Annotated in this window: 15 protein-coding genes; 11 read left to right on the forward strand and 4 right to left on the reverse strand. The window is 37.3% G+C overall.

The annotated features are described in order from the left end of the window. Positions 1 to 283: 283 nt before the first annotated feature. Entirely contained in the window at positions 284 to 2107 is a 1824-nt protein-coding gene (gene dnaG, locus FD29_RS00600) for a DNA primase (RefSeq protein ID WP_057887049.1), read from the forward strand. A 22-nt stretch (positions 2108 to 2129) separates the two neighbouring features. Then, the gene (gene rpoD / locus FD29_RS00605; protein WP_057887050.1) at positions 2130 to 3260 is read left to right on the forward strand and encodes an RNA polymerase sigma factor RpoD; all 1131 of its coding nucleotides are present in this window, start codon (positions 2130 to 2132) and stop codon (positions 3258 to 3260) included. A 46-nt stretch (positions 3261 to 3306) separates the two neighbouring features. Here rpoD and FD29_RS00610 read toward each other — a convergent pair whose 3' ends face one another. Continuing rightward, positions 3307 to 3645 carry a helix-turn-helix domain-containing protein gene (locus tag FD29_RS00610; protein WP_057887051.1) on the reverse strand — a complete coding sequence of 113 codons (339 nt, stop codon included), beginning with the start codon at positions 3643 to 3645 and terminating at the stop codon, positions 3307 to 3309. A gap of 195 nt (positions 3646 to 3840) precedes the next feature. On the opposite strand from FD29_RS00610, the gene FD29_RS00615 reads away from it, so the two are divergent. Genes FD29_RS00615 through pepT form a run of 4 tightly spaced genes read left to right on the forward strand, consistent with a single transcriptional unit; the run spans position 3841 to position 7787 of the window. Then, positions 3841 to 5037 carry an SAM-dependent methyltransferase gene (locus FD29_RS00615; protein WP_057887052.1) on the forward strand — a complete coding sequence of 399 codons (1197 nt, stop codon included), beginning with the start codon at positions 3841 to 3843 and terminating at the stop codon, positions 5035 to 5037. Between the two features lie 8 nt (positions 5038 to 5045). Further along, positions 5046 to 5738 (forward strand): tRNA (adenine(22)-N(1))-methyltransferase, encoded by a 693-nt coding sequence (locus tag FD29_RS00620; RefSeq protein ID WP_057887053.1) that lies wholly within the window; start codon positions 5046 to 5048, stop codon positions 5736 to 5738. After that, positions 5735 to 6529: a Nif3-like dinuclear metal center hexameric protein gene (locus tag FD29_RS00625; protein WP_057887054.1), complete on the forward strand. Its 795-nt coding sequence runs from the start codon at positions 5735 to 5737 to the stop codon at positions 6527 to 6529. The genes FD29_RS00620 and FD29_RS00625 overlap by 4 nt, the downstream gene beginning before the upstream one ends. A 13-nt stretch (positions 6530 to 6542) precedes the next feature. Beyond that, positions 6543 to 7787: a peptidase T gene (gene pepT, locus FD29_RS00630; protein ID WP_057887055.1), complete on the forward strand. Its 1245-nt coding sequence runs from the start codon at positions 6543 to 6545 to the stop codon at positions 7785 to 7787. 102 nt (positions 7788 to 7889) lie between these two features. Here pepT and FD29_RS00635 read toward each other — a convergent pair whose 3' ends face one another. Then, positions 7890 to 8231: a winged helix-turn-helix transcriptional regulator gene (locus FD29_RS00635; RefSeq protein ID WP_057887056.1), complete on the reverse strand. Its 342-nt coding sequence runs from the start codon at positions 8229 to 8231 to the stop codon at positions 7890 to 7892. Positions 8232 to 8354: 123 nt separating this feature from the next. Here FD29_RS00635 and FD29_RS00640 point away from each other — a divergent pair, with 123 nt between their 5' ends. The 5 genes from FD29_RS00640 (at position 8355) to FD29_RS00660 (ending at position 13907) form a co-directional block, all read left to right on the forward strand. Further along, positions 8355 to 9083 carry an SDR family oxidoreductase gene (locus FD29_RS00640; protein ID WP_057887057.1) on the forward strand — a complete coding sequence of 243 codons (729 nt, stop codon included), beginning with the start codon at positions 8355 to 8357 and terminating at the stop codon, positions 9081 to 9083. A gap of 94 nt (positions 9084 to 9177) precedes the next feature. Next, positions 9178 to 10587: an MFS transporter gene (locus tag FD29_RS00645; protein WP_057887058.1), complete on the forward strand. Its 1410-nt coding sequence runs from the start codon at positions 9178 to 9180 to the stop codon at positions 10585 to 10587. A 267-nt stretch (positions 10588 to 10854) separates the two neighbouring features. Beyond that, positions 10855 to 12276 carry a hypothetical protein gene (locus FD29_RS00650; RefSeq protein WP_057887059.1) on the forward strand — a complete coding sequence of 474 codons (1422 nt, stop codon included), beginning with the start codon at positions 10855 to 10857 and terminating at the stop codon, positions 12274 to 12276. A gap of 142 nt (positions 12277 to 12418) precedes the next feature. Next, the gene (locus FD29_RS00655) at positions 12419 to 12607 is read left to right on the forward strand and encodes a 2-hydroxymuconate tautomerase (protein WP_057887060.1); all 189 of its coding nucleotides are present in this window, start codon (positions 12419 to 12421) and stop codon (positions 12605 to 12607) included. A gap of 172 nt (positions 12608 to 12779) precedes the next feature. Next, positions 12780 to 13907 carry a DUF2075 domain-containing protein gene (locus FD29_RS00660; protein ID WP_083477716.1) on the forward strand — a complete coding sequence of 376 codons (1128 nt, stop codon included), beginning with the start codon at positions 12780 to 12782 and terminating at the stop codon, positions 13905 to 13907. Positions 13908 to 14064: 157 nt separating this feature from the next. On the opposite strand, the gene FD29_RS00665 is transcribed toward FD29_RS00660, so the two are convergent. Then, a complete protein-coding gene (locus FD29_RS00665) occupies positions 14065 to 14250 on the reverse strand; it encodes an LBP_cg2779 family protein (RefSeq protein WP_057887061.1) in 186 nt (61 codons plus the stop codon). A 30-nt stretch (positions 14251 to 14280) separates the two neighbouring features. Beyond that, positions 14281 to 14946, reverse strand: coding sequence for a signal peptidase I (gene lepB / locus FD29_RS00670; RefSeq protein WP_057887062.1), 666 nt, complete (start codon positions 14944 to 14946; stop codon positions 14281 to 14283). Positions 14947 to 15043: the final 97 nt, after the last annotated feature.

Genomic DNA, 15043 nt, shown 5'->3' on the forward strand with positions numbered 1-15043 from the left:
TTAGCAGCTTAACAATATTTAATTTTGTCTAACTTTTGTGTTGCACTTTAAAATATTATGGTCTTATTTTTATACATTTATTAGGTAAATTACGTGACTTTTAACTCGAATCGTGTATAATTAAAAGTTGACAAGTGACTAGTGGTCCCAGTTTGCACTTTTTGTGGGAGCACTTTTTTATTTCCACAGTCATGAGTGTCTGATACAACATGTTTGTTTTCCAAAAGTGAATGTGTTAGATTGTGTTTCTTGTTTTTTATAAACATGTGAGGAGGTGACGACCATGGCGACACGGATTCCACAGGAATTCATTGATGAAGTTACCTCGAAGACTAATATCGTTGATGTTATTAGTAAGTACGTACAGCTAAAAGAATCTGGTAAGAATCTGTTTGGACTATGTCCGTTTCATGAAGAACGAACACCATCGTTTTCAGTGGCTGAAGACAAGCAGATCTTCCATTGCTTTAGTTGTGGTCGTGGTGGCAATGTTTATAAGTTCATTATGGAGATGGAAAATAAGACTTTTCCGGAAGCCGTAATTGAAGTTGCGCAAATGGGGAATATCTCTGTTCCTGATCAATATGAGAACCAAAGTACTCAATATGAAAATTCAGACAGTCGTACGCTTTTGAAGATGTACTCGGATGCAGCTAAGCTTTACAGCCACATCTTGACGAAAACTGAAAATGGGACGGCGGCTTTGAAATATCTGAACGGTCGTGATTTAGGCGATGACTTGATTCAGACCTTTGATATTGGTTATGCTCCCAACAATAACAATCTGCTTTTACAATTCTTTAAAGACCGTGATATCAGTGAAGATGTTTTACGCAAGTCAGGACTTTTTGCTGAGAATCAAGAGGGGGAATTATTTGACCGTTTCCGCGATCGGGTAATGATTCCCATTACGGATGAATCTGGTAATATAATTGCTTTTTCAGGACGTATTTTGAATAAAGAGGCATCGACTGCCAAATATATGAATAGTCCAGAAACACCGATTTTTAATAAGAGTAAAACATTGTTCAACTTGAACAATGCTAAAAAAGAAATTCGGGAAAAAGGTAATGTGATCCTATTTGAAGGATTCATGGATGTTATTAGTGCCTACAAGGCTGGAGTGACCAATGGAGTTGCCTCGATGGGTACCAGTTTGACCGATCAGCAACTCTATACGTTGAGTCGTCTGACTGACAAGATCAATGTCTGTTATGACGGGGATGATCCGGGTGTTGAGGCGACATATCGAGCTTTGACGCAGTTGACTGATGAGCGTTTTACTTATGGTGTCATTAGTATCCCCGACAAAAAGGATCCTGATGAATATATCAGAAGTGAGGGTGCACAGAGATTTCAAAATTTGACGAATAATGGCGTACAAACACCAATTTCGTTTATTTTGAATTATTTCAAGCGTAACTACAACTTAAATAATGAGCATGATCAATTGGAATTTTTGAATCAATCGTTGCATGAGATCGTAAAATTGCAATCACCAGTTGAAGTTGACATGTATGTTGGTCGGGTGGCTGACGAAATGCAAGTGTCTAAAGATTCCATCAATAAAGAATTGGACGCTTTACGCCGGCAGATGGCAATTCAACAGCCTGCTAACAACTACAAGCATGTTCAACAAAAAGCACTGGAACAAGTTACATCAAGTGTTAGACCTAAGTATGATCGTTTGGAGAAATCAGAACGATACTTACTATATTGGGCAATTAATTTTCCCGAAGTCAGAATCAATTTGAAGGGTGACGGCTTTAAATTCGTTCACCAAGACTACCAAAGAATCTTTGAAAAGTTATTGTCATACGTTGAGCAAGAAGAGATCGACGATGAGATAAATATCTCCGATTTTATGAATGTGTTGGATAATAACGATAAGAATCTCTTGGCAGAGTTGGAAATGATGAATATGCCGGATGAGTATAGCGATCAAGAGATCGATGACTATATGACCAATATCAAAAATTCTGGATTAGAGACACAGCTCAAGGAAATTAATCAACAGCTCAAAAAGGCCGCACTAGTTGGCGATAGCAAGCTACAGATGGATCTACTCAAACAATTGGTTGATGTCAGAAGAACCCTTAGTAATTAAGCATACTGGAGGAATATAATATATGGCTACAAGAAAAACAGCTACAAAGAAACCTGTAGTATCAAAAGAACTAAAAGCTGCAACAAAGAAGTTGATCAAAGATCTTAAAAAGGCCGGTAAGATCACTGAAGACAATCTTCAAGAAAAAATCATCAAGCCTTACAAACTAAAGGGTGATGCTTTAACTAACTTTGTTAGTGAACTTGAAGATGTTGGTATTGGTGTTGTTGATGAAAAAGGCAATCCTAGTAAGTTAGCCCTTCTTAAAGAAAAGAAGGAAGCTACTAAAGCTAAGAAGGAAGAAACTGCCGCTGCTACTGATATCAAGGTCAATGATCCGGTTCGTATGTACTTGAAGGAAATCGGTCGTGTACCTTTGCTTAATGCCCAACAAGAAGTTGACTTGGCTTTGAAGATCGAACAAGGCGATGAAGAAGCTAAACAAAAACTTGCTGAAGCTAACTTGCGTTTGGTTGTTTCAATTGCTAAGCGTTATGTTGGTCGTGGTATGCAATTCTTGGACTTGATTCAAGAAGGTAACATGGGTCTAATGAAGGCCGTTGAAAAGTTTGATTATCGTCTAGGATTTAAGTTCTCAACTTATGCAACCTGGTGGATCAGACAGGCTATTACTCGTGCGATTGCCGATCAAGCCAGAACTATCCGTATTCCTGTTCACATGGTTGAAACTATCAACAAGTTGATCAGAATCCAACGTCAATTACTTCAAGATCTAGGTCGTGAACCACTTCCTGAAGAAATTGGTGCCGAAATGGATATGCCTACTGGTAAAGTGCGTGATATCTTGAAGATTGCTCAAGAACCAGTTTCATTGGAAACACCTATTGGTGAAGAGGACGACTCCCATCTTGGTGATTTCATTGAAGATTCTGATGCAACGAGTCCTGAAGATCACGCTTCATATGAATTATTGAAGGAACAACTTGAAAATGTTTTGGACACTTTGACAGATCGTGAAGAGAACGTACTTCGTTTGCGTTTTGGTCTCGATGATGGTCGTACTAGAACTCTTGAAGAAGTTGGTAAGGTCTTTGGCGTTACTCGTGAACGTATTCGTCAGATCGAAGCTAAGGCTTTGAGAAAGCTACGTCACCCATCAAGATCTAAACAACTTAAAGATTTCCTTGAATAAAATTAATAGTAAAAAATGTCTTAATCCTTCCGGGTTAAGGCATTTTTTATTTGTTCTTACGACTGATGACAAAACTGATGAAATCTTGAATTTCCTTTTTGTCTATTTCATCTAATTCATCGTAAGAATTGTCCATTTTGCTAGCTAGATTATCAGCTAGTTTGTTATCATTTGGCGTAGGATCATCGGAAAAACCGAGAAAATAATCGGCCGATACATCAAAATAATTGATCAGTGTCAACAGGGACTTCATAGTAGGGACACTGGTATTTAACTCGTATCCCGAGATTGAAGTTTTACCAACACCAATTAGTTTTGCTAAATCGGCCTGCGAATCACCTTTTCGCTTACGTAATGCTTTTAATCGTTCATTCCACGTAGCCATAAAAATACCTCCAATAATATGATTATGGTAGAAGTGAATTTGAATAAACGCAAGCTTTGTAGGCAAAAAAGTCTCTCATGTTATAGATAAATAAGATGATTTTACAAATATGTTTCTGAAAATCAGTGGTTTTAGTTTATATTTTTTCACAATTTGATTTACAATTAATATATCTATTTTTTTTGGAGGATTTGTATGTTAGATAAAAAGATTTATGACGAAATATTTTCACGTTCATTTACTATTCCTATTAAGGTTGTTTTTTGGGATGGCAAAGAGAAGAACTATGGTCCAGAGGGAAAGTCTGACATAACGATCAAGTTTAACGAGAAAGTTCCTATTAAAGAAGTTGTAAAACATGCTACTTTGACTCTTGGCGAAGCCTACATGGATAAGAAAATTGAAATCGACGGTTCTATTCAAAAATTGATTACTTCCGCTTACACTCAATCAGATAGTTTTATGTCTAGTTTGAAACTAAAGAAATACATTCCTAAGTTCAGTCACTCTGAAGAGGGAAACAAAAAGGAGATCCAAGAACATTACGATATCGGTAATGATTTCTACAAATTATGGCTCGATGACACGATGACTTATTCATGTGCTTACTTCAGAACCCCTGAAGATACTTTGGAACAAGCACAAATGAATAAGGTTCACCACATTTTAAACAAGTTGAATACTAAACCTGGCGAAACGATCCTTGATATTGGTTGTGGCTGGGGAACAATGATGTTTACTGCAGCAAAAGAATATGGTTTGAAGGCCAAGGGTGTTACTCTTAGTCAAGAACAATACGATTTTGTGAACCAAAAGATCCAAGACGAAAATCTCGGTGACCAAATGGAAGTTATGCTTGAAGATTACCGTGAGGTTAATGAGAAGTTTGACCACGTTGTTTCAGTTGGGATGTTCGAACACGTTGGTAAGGATAACTTGCCTGGCTACTTTGAAACAGTCAAGAAGCTTTTGAAACAAGACGGTAATGCTTTGATTCACGGTATTACTGGTCAACACTACGGTGTTGGTGTCGATGCTTGGTTAGTTAAGTATATTTTCCCAGGTGGCTATATTCCTGATGTTAAAGAAAACGTTGGTCACATTCTTGATGCTGGCTTACAGATCGATGATCTAGAACCATTGCGTCGTCACTATCAAAAGACGGTTGAAATTTGGGACCGTAACTTCCACAAAGTTGAAGACAAAGTTAACGAAATGTACGGAGATCGTTTTGTTCGAATGTGGGACTTGTATCTTCAAGCCTGTGCTGCCTCATTTGAAAGTGGTAATATTGATGTGATTCAATTCTTACTAACAAATGGACCTAGTGGTACTGCTATGCCTATGACACGTGAATACATGACAGACTTAGATAAAAAGACTGCAGAATAGAGGTTAAAGTGACTTTACTTTCAAAGAGATTACAAGCCGTTTATCAAATGGTTGACAATAATACTAGAGTGGCTGACATCGGTTCAGATCACGCTTATTTACCCGTAGAATTAATTGAACAAAAGGTTTCTTCATATGCCATCGCTGGCGAAGTAGCCGTTGGTCCGATGTCTCGCTCAAAAGAAGACGTTGATAAGTTTGGACTCAGTGACAAGATCGATGTACGTTTGGGTGACGGTTTAGCCGTCATCAAAGCTTCTGATAAGATCGATACTGTGACAATTGCCGGCATGGGAGGGATTTTGATCCAAAATATCCTTGCTCACGCCACAACTGAGCAATTACAAAATGTTTCGACCCTCGTATTGCAGCCAAATATTGGTGAACCACTTGTTCGTCACTGGTTAGCTGATAATGATTTTGAAATTGTCGATGAAGATATCGTCGAAGAAGATCACCATGTTTATGAGATCATCAAGGCTAAGAAAGTCACAACCAAAGTTACATTGACAGAACCAGAGTTTCTTATGGGACCGGTCTTGATGCAAAAGAAGACACCAACTTTTGTTTCTAAATGGGAACACAAGTTGAATGGTTACCAAAAAGCAACTAAAAACATGTTGAATGCCAAAAAGATCGATCAAGAAAAAATTGCCGAAATGAACCAAAATATTAAATATATTGAGGAGATACTACGATGATAGTTAATGTTCAAGATATTATTAATAGAATGGAAGAATTTGCACCTTTATCAATCAAGATGGATGGAGATCCCACTGGATTTCAACTTGGGGATCGCAAACAACCAGTTCATAAGATCATGACAACCTTGGATGTTCGTCCTAGCGTTGTTGCTGAAGCTATCGATAAGAAAGTTGATTTGATTTTGGCCCACCATCCGGTAATGTTTCACGCGGCTCACAATTTAGATCTAGCTTCACCACAAAACAAGATGTACAGAGATCTTTTGACTAATAATATTTCGGTCTACGCTAGTCATACTAATTGTGATAAGGCTCACGGCGGAATGAATGATTGGTTGATAGAAGAGTTAGGCTTGAACAATGTGCGTTTCCTAGATGAAGATGATGACTATTCGATCGGTCGCATGGGTGACTTGAAGGAATCTATGGAATTGGTCGACTTTGCCAAAATGGTTCGAGATGCTTATCATCTACCAAACTTGCGCTATGTGAAGTCTGATCTGGGACAAAAGGTTAAAACTGTCGCAATCATTGGTGGCGACGCGGGCAAGTTCTATCCTGAGGTTTTAAAAGCTGGCGCAGATACCTTCATCACTGGGGATGTCTATTACCACACAGCTCACGATATGATGGCTAACGGTTTGAATGTCGTTGATCCTGGACACCACGTTGAAGCAATCTTTATAAAACAAATGGCAATTCTACTAAATGAGTGGAAAAAGTCTAATAAATGGGACTTAGATATAGTACAATCAGAGGTAGATACAGAACCATATAATTTTTTATAGGGAGAGTATAAAAATGACAATAAAATATGAAAAATTAATTCCTCGTTTTTTGGAATATGTAAAGCAGAATACTCGTTCAGATGAGAATTCGACAACAATTCCCTCAACAGAAAGACAAACTGAATTTCTGAAGCGGGTTGCTGAAGAACTAATGGAAATTGGCTTGAAAGATGTTAAAATCCGCAAAGTCGACTCATATTTAACTGCTGAATTACCTTCTAACTTGGACTATGATGTTCCAGTTTTGGGATTGATTTCTCACGTTGATACAGCTGACTTCAATTCAGTCGATATCAAACCAAAGATCGTTGAAAATTATGATGGCAAGAGCATTATCAAACTTGACGATGCCGGCGAATATACTTTGGACCCAGCCGTATTTCCTTCATTGAATAAATACGCTGGTCAAACATTGATTACAACAAGTGGCGATACGCTTTTGGGTTCGGATGATAAATCAGGTGTTTCAGAAATCATTACGGCGATGGAGTATTTGATCAATCATCCAGAAATCAAGCATGGTAAGGTCAAAATCGGTTTAGGACCTGATGAAGAAATCGGTACTGGAGCTAACAACTTTGATGTAGAAGATTTTGGAGCAGATTTTGCTTATACAGTTGACGGTGGTCCAGTTGGACAACTGGAATACGAAACATTCTCCGCTGCGGGCTTGAAAGTTCACATCACTGGTAAAGACGTTCACCCATCTGGCGCTAAAGGTATCATGATCAACTCATTGTTGATTGCCAATGAATTCCAAAGTGCTTTACCTGCTGATGAGGTACCGGAAAAGACTGAAGGCCGTGAAGGATTCTTCTTACTATGCGACGAATCTGGTACGATCGATCATACTGATATGTCATATATCATCCGTGACTTTGAACGTGATGGTCTAGAAGCACGTAAGAATAAAGTTACTGAGATCGTTAAACAACTAAACGACAAGTATGGTGAAGGTACGGTTAAGATCGATATGGCTGATCAATACTACAACATGATCGATATTATGAAGGACCACATGGATGTCGTCAGATTGGCTGAAAAGGCTATGAAGAACTTGGATATCACTCCTGATGAAGAACCAGTTCGTGGTGGTACTGATGGTTCAACGCTTTCATTCATGGGCTTGCCAACACCTAACTTGTTTGCTGGTGGCGAAAACATGCACGGTCGTTTTGAATATGTTTCAGAACAAGCGATGGAAAAGGCAACTGATGTTGTTTTGGAAATCATCAGATTGAATAGTGAAAAGAAATAATAAATAAAAAATTTTAAATATTGAAAAAATAGATCATCCGATTTTTGGATGATCTATTTTTTTTAGAATTTAAATTTTAATATTAGTTTTGCCAGATCGATTTTACTCATCGCATAGGGAACGATCCATCAAATTGTGATCAATGTGAGTATCGCCCCAGTCACAAATCGCGTCTAGTATCGGGATCAAAGACTTACCGGTTTCAGTTAATCGATATTCGACATGTGGTTCCGCAGTTTTAAAATCGTGTCGACTGATCAAATTATCGTCTTCTAGTTCGTGCAGTTGGTTAGCTAGAGTTTTGTGTGAGACGTCTTGAATATGGCGCTGTAAGGCCCCAAATCGGCTAGTTTCGACTTCTGCTAGTTCATACATGATCATGATCTTCCATTTGCCTTGGATCATTTGCATTGTTGCATCAAATTCATTTAAATATTTTGCCATTAAAGCTTTCCTCGAGTTTTCCACAAGCAGTAGTAACCTGAATGTGCGTACTTGTTGTCAATAATATCTGCCATTATACTTTAAATCGTTGAAAAAATCATTTAAGTAATGGAGATATTAAATATGAAAAAATTAGTAGTAATTACCGGTGCCAGTTCAGGTTTCGGTGAACAAATTGCAAAGATCTTTAACGCTGACGGGTTTCCTTTGTTGTTATTAGGCCGTCGAACTGAAAAGTTAGCCAAAGTAGCTGCCGGAATGGATAATGTCATGATCGATTCTGTTGACGTGACTGATTATGATGCATTTGAAAAGGCTGTGCGTAAGGCTGAAGCTAAATATGGAAAAACGGATCTATTGGTCAATAATGCAGGGGTAATGTTGCTGGGCAACGTTCAAGATCAAAATCCCCAAGAGTGGCAAACAATGTTAGATACAAATGTCATGGGCGTTTTGAACGGAACCCAAATTGTTTTAAATGACATGCGCGAACGTGAACACGGAACGATCTTGAATATGTCATCGATTGCCGGTCGGAAGACTTTTGTTAATCACGCCGCCTATGTAGCTTCTAAGTTCGGTGTCCATGGACTTTCAGAAACGATCCGTGAGGAGAATTCGTCTAAGAACGTCCGCATCATGATGGTAGCTCCTGGTGCAGCTGAAACAGAATTATTGACGCACGTAACTAGCAAATCGGCTTTGAAAGACTATGCTGCATGGGAAAAGACAATGGGTGGCGTTGTACTTGATCCAAAGCATGTGGCCGAAACGGTTAAATTTATGTACGATATGCCCCAAGAAGTAAATATCCGTGAAGTTGACATTGCGGCTACACGGCAAGATTCATAGCCAAATTATTGGTTGCCAAAGAATTTCTGATAAACTTTTTCGATAATTAGCTTTATGATAAATATATGAGTTTATTGTAAAGGTCGGATGGTTAATGGAACAAAAGAATCACATCTGGTTGACGTTATTTGCGACCAGCTTTATGTCTTTTATGCAATTATTGGATGCGAGTATCGTCAACGTTGCGATACCGAGTTTGACAAAAGATTTGCATGTACCAATGAATCGAGCGGAATGGATCGTTTCAGTTTATCTGATTATGATCTGTATGTTGCTATTGTTTTGGGGAAGGATGGCAGATCAGATCGGCTACATCAAGATCTTTCAAACGGGGACAGTTATCTTTACTATCGGTTCGTTGATCTGTGCGCTGAGTCCAACGCTGAACATTTTGCTGTTTGGAAGGATCGTGCAAGGTTTTGGAGCTAGTATGAGTATGGCGACTAATATTGGCATCATTGCGATGATCTTTCCGATGCATTTACGCGGTCGAGCTTACGGAATAAACAGTATCATTGCGCAACTGGGAAACATTTCGGGACCAGGTTTAGGTGGTTTAGTCTTGAGTCTCTTGTCGTGGCATTGGATTTTTATTATCAATATTCCGATTGGCATCATCGTGTTTATTTACGGACGTTTCATGTTTCCTAAAGAAATGAGAAAAGCTGACAAACTTACGTATGATTGGACAGGACTATTTACTTATGCTGTCGGGATCGCAACTTTTTTCATCAGTATTTTTCTCGGCCAAGATATTGGTTTTGGCAAACCACTGGTTATCGGAATTTTTGGCTTGAGTATGCTATTTTGGATCGGTTTCGTATACGTGGAAAAACACGTTAGTTCACCATTGATAAATTTAAAAATATTCAAGTTGCCACGTTTAACTTTAAGTCTGATCAGTGCTTTGTTAGTCTTTTCGATCGGTTATTATGCAAATGTCATCATGCCATTTTATTTGACCGATTTTCGTAATTTGTCGACGGCTTTAACTGGGTTGATCATGATGGCAATCCCGTTGGCTAACGTGATTGCGGCACCGATTGCCGGTATTTTTACCGATAAATATAATGCAACGAATGTCTCACTGTGCAACTTGTTTGTTTATGCCATTCCGTTATTATTCTTAACTATGATCGGGGCTGATGATAATCTAGTTTTCTTTACGGTCATGATTGCTTTGTTAGGTATCGGTAATGGTGGATTTCAAAATAATCCCATGATCATGGGTTATGCACCTCGAGAGTATCAAGGTGTTGCTGGCAGTTTAGCTGCTTTGTTTAGAAATCTCGGCATGGGGATCGGTGTCAGTTTGGCTACGACTAGTTTGTATTATGGGATGAGTTTAAAAGCCCATCGGCAAATCAATGACTACCCACAGACGCATCCGGCTTGGTTTTTGAATGGTATGCACTTTGCCTATGTCACAGCATTCTTGATCTTAGTGATTGCAATAGCTTTAGTATTCACTATCAGAAAAATTGACAAAAGAAATGCTCAATAGTTGTAGAGAAGTTGGTCTGTGTGACTCGTTTTAGAAGGCGAGATAAAACATAACCAGCTGCCTATCATTAACGTAAGGTCATCTTTGATTCAGTATTCTTGAATCAGAGGTGATTTTTTTATTTTGAAAGTTAGTTCGATAAATATTCTTATGTAACCTTGTATAAATATACACATTCTTCATTCCGAAAATAATCCTTACTCCAAAATAAAAATGATATAATTTTTATTATGATTTAATTATAAACAACTGAACCGGGGGAGAAAGATGAAGTTCAAAAGTTATTTTTTGATGGGGTTAAGCATTTTGATGTTGCTGACTGTTGCAGGTTGCAGCACTAATAATAGTGCTGACAATGCCGACCAAAAATCTGTTAATAAGACATTAGTTGTTAAAGGCCATAATTTTAAAGGTACGCATCGTGGCAATAATACTGCTAAGGATCCAGATTACAAATATTCAATGTATTTTGGCAAAGATGGTAATTTTGTTCAGGATATTATTAGTTCTAAAGGTTTTGCAGGCCGCTTTACGGAAAAAGGAACATACACGATCGCCAAGAATGGTGATATTACTATGAATATTGATAGTGTTACAGAGGAACGTTTTGCTAGTGATTCAGCATTACGGACAAAACAGGCACCGTTGAGTATCGTTCAACGTCAAGGCAACAGTTTGAATGCGGCTGAAGATCACGCAATCAAGATTGAGAATAAGCAAACTTACTTGCTGGGAACGGTCAATCAAGTCAAGTTGTATTCTACCGACAAACAAACAGTCAATTACAAGGAACATTATCAAACAGAAATTAAGAAATATGATAAAAAATATACCAAATTATCTGGTCGTGGTTTTATGAGCCCAGCGACTGAAATGACTCCTAATGGAATTGCCTTTAAAGGCAACAAATTTATTTGGAAGTATGGTGCTCCTAATACGGATGTACCAACTAGTGGATTGGATCAAGGAGCACAAAAAGCTATTCTTGTAGGTACTTATAAAGTTGAAAATAATAAATTGACACTTTTTGTTGACGAATCTACAAACCTTTATTGCGGAACAGTCGTTCAATTGGGAGAAAATCGCTACAGTAAATATTATTCTTCAAAAGTTACTCCCAAAGTTTTTGTGTTTTCATTTACTAAAAACAGTACGTTAAGCTTAATATCAAATTACAAAAATTATACGAGTGAAGATATGTTAGATTATGGGACTGTTAATGGGACCCCTAATTATAGTGAATGGAGTAAATCAGAATTTCTTAAGACTTTTAATAGTTCAATGAAAAAAGGACAGGGGAAATCGTCTGTAGATGAAGGCACCGACTCCAATACAAGAGATTCTAGCTCAAAAGTCGAAAGTGTTTTTCCGTCGGCAAATGATTTTGCTGATTGGGTAACTAATTATTATCGTGATAAGGGAGATTATGCAACAGATGATGATCCTGGTTTTCATGTTCTGAATGCTAGTTCCAATGTGACAGTTGCCGTTAGAAAGGATGAAAATACAATTGACGATGCTAATATGGTTTATTCGTTACTATTTTCATTGACGTCATTAAATGGTGATAATGAAACTCCAGATGTAGGAAGAATTATCTGTATTTCTTCAGATGGTAAAATTTACAAAGGAACTGCACCAATGTTTGATGATGAATTAACCTCAGCTTATGAAAATTATACTAAGTAGATAAGTCATTATGCAATTTAAATAAATGTTTTACGATAACATAAAACACAAAAACAAACTCAACAAAATAGATAAGAGTACAATTCTATATATGGAATTTTGGTATAATATTAATATTAAAAAGTAGTTAGGAGAAATTATTATGCCATTAGTACACATTGATTTAATCGCTGGCCGTTCTGAAGAACAATTGAGAGGTATGGTCAAAGACGTTACAGATGCAATCGTTAAGAATACTGGTGCACCAGCTGAACATGTTCACGTTGTTTTGAACGAAATGGCTAAAGAACATTATGCCGTTGGTGGCGTTTTAAAAAGCGATGAAAAATAATTGAAAAAAGCCGAAAGGCTTTTTTTTATTGCCAAGATCAATGGACAGACAATATTAGTTTTAATATATGTTTTACGAAAACATATATTTCAAAAAATCAAAAACAAACCAACAGTAAACCACATTTGTTACAATATTCATAGTCAAAAATTAGTTTGGAGCCAAAGAATAAATGTTAGAATCAGTTTTTCCCGATAAAGATTTAACCACCGAGCAACAAAAGATATTTGAACAGATCCTATCTTTCAGCAATCAAGCTGTGAAAAATAACCAACGATCCGTTTTTCAACTGAACGGTGATGCGGGAACAGGTAAGAGTATCATTTTAACGAAACTCTTTTTGAAGATCGAAAAGGATGCTAAGCTGAATAAAACGAATAATTATTTCTTAGTAAACCATCCAGAACTCCTAAAAGTCTATCAAGAGAATGCCGGTGAATTCCCCGAATTGCGCAAGAATCACTTTTTACGTCCAACCACATTCATCAACACGATGCATAAGTCTGACAAGAATGCCGATGTAGTCGTCATTGATGAAGCTCATTTGTTATTGAGTGAGAGTGATAATTACAATAATTTTACCCAAAAGAATCAGCTTGAAGAGATTATTAAACTCAGTAAAGTAGTCATCTTAGTCTTCGATGCACGTCAGGTTTTAAAATTGAAGAGCTATTGGTCACAGTCGTTACTGAATAAAATCGTAAAGCGGCTAAATGTTAACTATATGCAGGCTACATTGACTACTCAAATGCGGATGCAAGCACCAAAAACGGTTATTGATTGGATAAATGATTTAACTGAAAAAAAGCGAGTAGATCCAGTTATTCAAAAAAATACCGATTATCTGACGCTTGATACTAAGTACGATTTTCGAATATATAAAGACGCTCAGACGATGTATCAAGCACTAAAATCAAAGAATAATCAAGTGGGGGAGTCACGGATTGTTTCAACTGCTGATTATCCGTCAACACTTGATGGCAAGAAACATTACGTCAATGAAGGCCAATTTCACTTACCTTGGGATCAATATAATTATTCGCATACAACTTGGGCTCAAAAACCGGAAACCATTAACGAAATCGGTTCAATCTATACAGTTCAAGGCTTCGATTTGCAATACGTAGCTGTAATTATCGGTCCTTCGATCGTCTCCGATGGTGGTAATAAAATCAAAGTCGATTTGTCAAAATATGAAGATCAAGAAGCCTTTAAGAAGAGACATGACAACGACATAGCCCAGTTAGAAGATGCGAAGAAACAAATTATCTTGAACTCGATGAATGTTTTATTGAAATGAGGCATTAAAGGATGTTTCGTTTATTTCCACGATCCTAAGATTTATAAATATTTGAACAAATAAAAATAGAGCAGGCTCAATCGGATTTGATTGGGTTTGCTCTATTTTTTTCCAAACAAAAAACGACAACCGTCTAAAGTTATCGTTTGTAATTATATTATTGATGTAACTTAATATATTCTAGAACTGTTTTGGTCTCTTCAGAAGTTGGTTCATACTCACCTGATTTAAGGTTGTGAACACGTTCTACGGGGAGATGACTTTCGAAAGCAAATTGTGTATCAGTCATATCCTTGTCTTTTTCGTACTGAATGATCATTTCAGCGATGTTTGGTTTATCCATGATAAATACCTCCAATAAGTTATCTAAATCCTAAAAGATGGTCCATCTGTTCAATGGCCAGTAACGCCATTTGACTTCACCAATAACACTCTTCTTATTGATAAACCCAATGATACGACTGTCCTTGGAAACTGTTCTGTGATCTCCCATTACAAAATAGGTACCAGCAGGAACTTTGTTGGTCTGTTCAACTTTCTTTAGATAAGAACTGCTGTAACGTTGAGACCATTCAGGCGAGTTCTTAGCCAAAGTACTCAAAGTGAAATTATACGTATAGCTGTAAGGTTTACCCGCATAAAGACTGGTATCAGGTTCCTTGACCTTGTTGCCTGCTTTGAGAAAGTCCTCTTTGAATAGTTTACCATTAACATAGATCTTATTGTTCTTAGAAACTACTGTATCTCCAGGCAAACCGATAACTCTCTTAATATAAAATGATCCCGGTTCGTCAGGGGCTTTCAAAACGATAACATCACCACGTGTAATGTTGGAATGTCTTGCAGCGATAACCTTATCTCCATTTTCAAAGGTCGGCTGCATGGAAGGACCAGAAACTCTGTCATTCGAAAGAACAAACTTAAACCCCAAGAAGAATACTGCGTAGATAGCAATCGTTAGTGCAATTGTTTGCAACCAAAACTGCCAACCGCTTTCTTCGTTCTTTTGAGGTTGTCGTCTTTTATTATTTTCTGCCATATTTCACCTCGTACATGTACTACTTATGATATTACACTTTTTCGTTATTATTGGAAATAAATGTACTATTTTCAATGATAAAATTTAATCGAATATT

Source organism: Companilactobacillus mindensis DSM 14500, assembly GCF_001434275.1.
In the GTDB taxonomy this organism is placed as follows: Bacteria; Bacillota; Bacilli; order Lactobacillales; family Lactobacillaceae; genus Companilactobacillus; species Companilactobacillus mindensis.